Origin of the sequence: Pararhodobacter sp. SW119 (assembly GCF_017811755.1) — a bacterium.
GTDB lineage: Bacteria > Pseudomonadota > Alphaproteobacteria > Rhodobacterales > Rhodobacteraceae > Pararhodobacter.
In genome coordinates this window covers 1-5,930 of the sequence record NZ_JADDJF010000097.1, presented here as the reverse complement: position 1 = coordinate 5,930, position 5,930 = coordinate 1, and the positions used below count along the sequence as shown (strand labels likewise).

Genomic DNA, 5,930 nt, shown 5'->3' with positions numbered 1-5,930 from the left:
GTATGATGCCAATTGAACGCAACACGCTCTAGCGCATACAGAACCCAAAAACTGGATGGAAGGAGCAGCCTTGCTTTACAGTCGCTGGGGACGTGACTTTGTCGAAACGGCATCTTAGTTTCCAAGAGAACTCATCGACTGAAAATTCTCAGAAAGAGCACGCAAGCGGGCGACAAAATCAAGTCAATTACAAGTCCGATCCAGAAGTCCATCTGATACATGAACTCTTCACGTATAATATATGGCATCTTTTCAAATATTTTGTAAATGAAAACCTGGAAGTAGAGACCAAAGCTGAGCAACGGCATCGCAAATATCAAAAAATGCCTGCTACGGAGTAACCATAAGAGTAGCACAGAGTGAACTAGCAGAAGAACTAGCCTCAAAACTGCGTGTGCAGTGTTAATTTGATTGTCATAAAGCGCATAAGGATTCAGGTATTTGATACTGCGGGAAATCGTCCAAGAGAGTTCGGAGAGATACTTGAATGGGAAAATATCGAATGCAGCACACATGAACATGCCGAGCATGGAAGACCAAGCTAACGCTGCAAGAGCCGAATCCTTCTTTATTTCTTCACGCGTCGTCATGTCCTTATCTCGCAACGTAATCGAGGAGCACAAATCATTGTGCCGTGAGCGCGACCCAAGCGTCGGCATATTAGATTAAGCGCTTGATGCGCGCGTTGTGCGCTCCGCTAAAGAGCTAATAGTATCTCGTACTTTGATCAAGTCGAACTCTTTCCAGTAATTGGTGTGTCCCCCCTCGGTCCACGCCCTGTTGATATCCGTATTCTCGCTTGATCTGACCTGACCGGCGATGACGTCGTCCTGTCGATAGTAGTTTTTGAACTCATCATGCTTTGCTCGCAGGCCCGTGAGGCGATCAACTTCGAGGTAGTCGATGTATAGCGAGTCTGACGGCGACCCGGAGATCCAAATTCCCAGCTTTTCTGGCAGTTGTGCAAGGACATCGAGCGCAATTATTGTCCCTTGGCTGTGGCTAAGGATCAAAACCTGATAGCCGTCGCCCAATAGATGCTCCACTAGGACCCGCAGTTTGGTCACGGCTCTGTCTCGGACAGAAATCAACTCAGTGTTCGGACTTAGATAGTAGAGCACGTCTCCGGTCGCCTTTAGGGCAACCGCCACGCCGCCAAACAGAAAGGGCAAAAACCCAAGAACTCGAGCCGACCAAGTCGTGTATGCTTCCCAGACCGAAGTAGCGGTCTCGTTAGGATCGGGTCCGGGTAGGATAACGAGCACGATGAAGATAGGAAACGAAAAGAGCAAAAGGATCGGTATTATACGAAGAGCAATTTCAAACGTCCTCCGGGCCTTTTCTGCCGATTCTGCCGGCGCGATCTTCTTTGCCCGAAGGTATGTCAGCAACGGCAATAAAAGCAACGCTCCGCAGATGAATGTCAAAAGCCCGCTATACATCTCGGCGCGATGTATCGAATATTGCAATCCCAGCGCATAGTAATTCGGCCAACTTCCCAAAAAGTACGCGCCATCATCGGCAAACGCGCGTGCCATGCTGAGCGCAATAACCCAAACTACGGCTCCGACACAGGAAGCTACAAAGAAGGGTACATAGACAAATGCGTATCTGACGTCACGGCCGCGTCGACTTTTGAAGTCCAGTTGAAGCCTGATTCCTGCGAGAGTCAGCAGCGCTGCCAAGACTGTGAGTCCGGTGAATATCGCGTAGGGGCGCGTACTGAGCAAAACGTACTGCTCCTCCGAAAGTGGGGCAAATAAATGGGTTAGCCATAGTAACAGCGTGGCGCCAAGCCACGCAGCACCCCACCGGAGGTCCTTGTCAAACCTCTGAAACCACCAAACCGCAAGCCCCAGCGCGACTAGCCAAGTCCCGGCAAGGAATGGTTGCTCGGCCACGACAAACATTGACACGATCGGGGGATGTAAGCACCAAAATAGCCCGCCTAGAAAGATGCCTTTGTAGAGCCTCCCTAAGAAGAATGAACGACGCTCATTTGGCTCGAGCTTTTGGAACTGCGAAACTTGAAGCATGCCGAGGACAAGAAGCAGCGCCTCGAGGAGGATCTTTGGCCCCCCGCTTTGGAGCGGACGCGTCTGCGACCAGTTCGATTCAAAGATATCGACGTCTTGGTCTGTGGTGGCCGTGGTGTAGCGATGTTCACCAATTTGCAGCGTAGAGTACCTAGCGACTACTGCTCCGTTGCCCTCCCCCTCCAGAAGTGCCTCGATGGTAGATCCTTCATCGGTGTGTCCGACCCCGTGAACTAGCACCAACGCGTTCTTGAACCCCATAGCCAAAGATCCTCCTTAAAATGGGGAGTGTAGTCCATTTCTGGGAGAGTGACGAGCCAAAGGGCACCTCGAATTTTTGATCGCTCCCGGTCGAGCGTTGCGGTTTCAGCGGCGTGAAGTTGGCATGTTGCCGCGGTTTGGCGCCCCGACGCGCTACTCGAACTTGATGCCGGCTTCTGCCAGGCGCAGCGCTTCGTGCCTCGCGGCCTGATTTCCGCGCCCCGGGGTCATGCCGGGCACGGGTTCAGGCGGCGCAACTGGACGAGACGGCGCATGTTGTAGGCCAGGTTCTTCATCCCGATCTTTGCTTTGGCCCGCACCATGCCGATGGTGCGCACCAGCGTGCCGCCCATGTCGTTGGCCTGCGCCGCGAAGATGTGCTCGACCCGGGCGCGCACCGTGGATTTGGTCCGGTTGCTGGCCTTGCCCTGTTCGGTCAGCGGTTTGCCGCGCTTGCCCTTGCGGTGGATGTGACTTTTCAGCTTGCGCGCGCGCAGCTTGGCCTCCATGTCCTCGGATCGATAGGCGGGATCGGCCCAGACGCCCGCGCCGGTATTGTCCCGTGTCAGCAGGTGGTCCACCGCTTGGCTGTCATGCAGGGCGGCATCGCTGACATGGTAGCGCCGCACCAGCTTGTGTGTGCGGTCCACGTTCACGTGGTTCTTGTCGCCATAGTGGCTCTTGCCATGCTTCTTCGTCCAGCGGGCATCAACGTCCTTCTGTGACCGCTTGGCGGGCTTCTCCGCCCAGTCCTCGGGCACCTCACCGCTCTTGATCGCCTTGTTAAATCGACCGCGCCATCTCGGCCCGTGACCGGGTCACGGTGCTGCTGGCGAGCGGTGAAGTGTGGGCTTTATCTCTCGTCATGCGGCTTGAGGCCGAACTCGCTCAGTGAATTGCTCGCGACGAGGCGTTGGCCCGCGCCCGGCGGACTGCGGAAATCGACGCGCAGTGGCTTGCGGCGATGGCACGAACATGTCGAATGTCGGGTCTCGCGCAGCGACCCTTTCTGTACCGCAGATAGCAGGTGCTTCGCACAGCGACGGAATTCTGATAAGTTGGCAATAAACAGCTTCGGATCAGCCATTTGAGCCGCCCCGTGCGCCTTCCGTTCCACGCGCGCCGCGCGATCCGCCAGCGCAAGCAGGCGGCTACCGACCGTCTCCAGGCACCGGATCCGATCCTACAGATCAACGAACTCGCCCGCGCCGCCCGCGCAAACTGGTTCGCGCTGCTCTCCTACCTCGCCTTCGTCGGCGTCACCCTGATCGGGGTGGAGGATGCCGATTTCTTCCTGCCCGAGCGTCAGACCCAGCTTCCCCTCATCGGCGTCACCATCCCCACGGCGCTGTTCTTCTACATCGCCCCCACGCTGGGCGCGATGCTGCATGTCTACGTGCACCTCTACCTGATGAAGCTGTGGGACGCGCTGGCGCAGGCCCCGGCCACGCGCGCCGGCCAGCCGCTGTCGGACACCATCATGCCGTGGCTGGTCAGCGATTTCGCCCTGCGCTTTCGCAGCGACGGCGCCGTCACCCGCCGCCCGCTCTGGGTGCTCAGCTTCCTCGTCACCCTCGGTCTGCTGTTTCTTGCCGCACCGCTGGTCCTTGGCGCCTTCTGGTGGCGGTCGATGCCGAAACACGACTGGCCGCTGACCATCATAGCCTGCGGCATCCCCCTGATGGCCGCGCTCCACGCCAGCATCGCCAGCCTCGCGCGGCTCTGGCGGGCAGGCCGCCACGCAGGGCAAGCCGTCCCGCCTGACCGTCGCGCCCCCCTGCGCCGATGGGGCAGGCCCGCGCTCCTGACCCTCACCTGGGCGCCGCTCTGGGCCGCCATCGCCCTTGTCGGGTTCTTCCGGACGGTGGAGCCGCTGGACACCTACGCCGCGCAACTGAACCTCGCCCGCCTCGGCTGGATAGAGGTGCGCAACCTGGACGAGGGCTCCCTCTGGAACGCCCTCCCGATCAACCTCGCCCGGGCACAACTCGCGGACGTGGTCTTCACCGAAACGCCGCCCGGCTGGTTGGTCCACGATCAGGCCTTCGCCGCCTTTCGGCTGGACGCCTGCCGGGCCGAGGGGTTGACCCCCGCACTCTGCGGCCCGGTCGAGGATGACACAGAGGCCGACGACCGCGTTGCCTCGGTAGCCGCCACCCTCGCGTCCCTCCGCGCCACCTGGTGCGCCCGCCAGTTCCCGCCCGAAACCGCCGAGTGCGACACCTTTTTCACCGACCTCGACTCTCGCATCGAAAGCGACTGGCGCACCCAGCGCGCCAACACGCTCGCCGCGCTGCGAGCCCCGAACCTGGCCGGCGCGGACCTTCGCCGTGCGAACCTGATCGGGGCGCGGCTGGAGGGGGCGAACCTGCAGGAGGCGTGGATGGAGGGGGCGATCCTGGTCGGGGCGGGGCTGGAGGGGGCGAACCTGCAGGAGGCGTGGATGGAGGGGGTGAACCTGCTCGAGGCGTGGATGGAGGGGGCGAACCTGCGCGGGGCGGGGCTGGAGGGGGCGGACCTGAGTTGGGCGCGGTTGGAGGGGGCGACCCTGGTCGGGGCGGGGCTGGAGGGGGCGAACCTGCGCGGGGCGCGGCTGGAGGGGGTGAACCTGCTCGAGGCGCGGCTGGAGGGGGCGAACCTGCGCGGAGCGCGGCTGGAGGGGGCGAACCTGAGTTGGGCGCGGCTGGAGGGGGCGATCCTGCGCGGGGCGCGGTTGGACGAAACCACTTCCTTGATCGCAGCTTCTCTCCAAGCGGCTGCGATCAAGGAAGTGGACCTTTCTACTGTCCCGATCTCACAAGCGCAGGTCAACGAAACTTTCGGGGATGACAGCGTCACCCTGCCCGACGGCCTCACCCGCCCCGCCCACTGGCCACGCCACGTCCTCCACTTGCTGGAATTCTACACCGAGTGGCGCAGGTGGCAGGCCGACCCCGCAGCTTATGATCCGCCCGAACGAGCTGCGCGCACGGTTCAATAGGTGGAGCCCGATCGCGTGTTTTCTTTTTGCGCGCTCGGCGTAACTCCAAACGGGCATGCAGGGAAGCCGATATCGAGGACGAGTCGCGCGCGGCTGCGGAGGAGGCCAATGGCTGTCGGGCTGCGGAGGAGGCGGATAAGGCCGCCGACGAGACTACGCCGCAGCCGAGCAAGCGATCGAACGCCGCCGACGAGTGAATCTCGGCTGACTCGCCCTGCGGCCAGGACTCCCTGGAGGTGCGCTACATCCGTCTCGACGGGGTCCGGGGCGTCCCCGGGAGCGAGGGGTGTCCGGAGGGGCGTGTGGAACGTTCCCCTTCGGTCCCGCGGAAGGCGGCCGGGACGAGTGCAGAGAACGGCGGCGAGCGGTCTATGCCCGGAGGGGTCCAGGGGAGGCGGCGCGCGCCCCTGGTCGAGCCGACGGCTGCCAGGGGGTGCAAGGGGGTGAGGAAACGGTCTCCCGCGAGCAGGGGGGTGCAAGGGGGAGTGCGGAACGATGACCCTTGCTCCGGCTGAAGGCCCCGAGAGGGTCAGGGAGAGCGGCGCGTCCTCCCTGGCGGCGCGCAGCGGCGCTGGGGGTGCAGGGGGTGAGAGGAAACGGTCCCCCGCGAGCAGGGGGGTGCAAGGGGGAGTGCGGAACGATGACCCTTGCTC

3 protein-coding genes and 1 pseudogene are annotated in these 5,930 nt (G+C 61.5%); 1 reads left to right on the top strand and 3 read right to left on the bottom strand.

Annotated elements, in window-relative coordinates; translation table 11 throughout:
- Positions 1 to 131 precede the first annotated feature (131 nt).
- From IM708_RS20070 to IM708_RS20060, 3 genes and pseudogenes are all read right to left on the bottom strand, one after another.
- A complete protein-coding gene (locus IM708_RS20070) occupies positions 132 to 590 on the bottom strand; it encodes a hypothetical protein (protein WP_209428346.1) in 459 nt (152 codons plus the stop codon).
- Between the two features lie 75 nt (positions 591 to 665).
- Positions 666 to 2,297, bottom strand: a complete 1,632-nt coding sequence (locus tag IM708_RS20065) for a hypothetical protein (protein ID WP_209428345.1) — start codon at positions 2,295 to 2,297, stop codon at positions 666 to 668.
- 227 nt (positions 2,298 to 2,524) lie between these two features.
- A pseudogene (locus IM708_RS20060) lies at positions 2,525 to 3,082 on the bottom strand (IS5 family transposase); the annotation flags it as partial.
- Positions 3,083 to 3,384: 302 nt separating this feature from the next.
- Here IM708_RS20060 and IM708_RS20055 point away from each other — a divergent pair.
- Complete coding sequence (locus IM708_RS20055; RefSeq protein WP_209428344.1) at positions 3,385 to 5,277, top strand: pentapeptide repeat-containing protein; 1,893 nt, start codon at positions 3,385 to 3,387, stop codon at positions 5,275 to 5,277.
- Positions 5,278 to 5,930 lie beyond the last annotated feature (653 nt).

Bases quoted from the DNA above. Each gene is read 5' to 3' on its own strand.
- IM708_RS20065 (WP_209428345.1), bottom strand. From the start codon at position 2,297: ATGGGGTTCAAGAACGCGTTGGTGCTAGTTCACGGGGTCGGACACACC.
- IM708_RS20070 (WP_209428346.1), bottom strand. From the start codon at position 590: ATGACGACGCGTGAAGAAATAAAGAAGGATTCGGCTCTTGCAGCGTTA.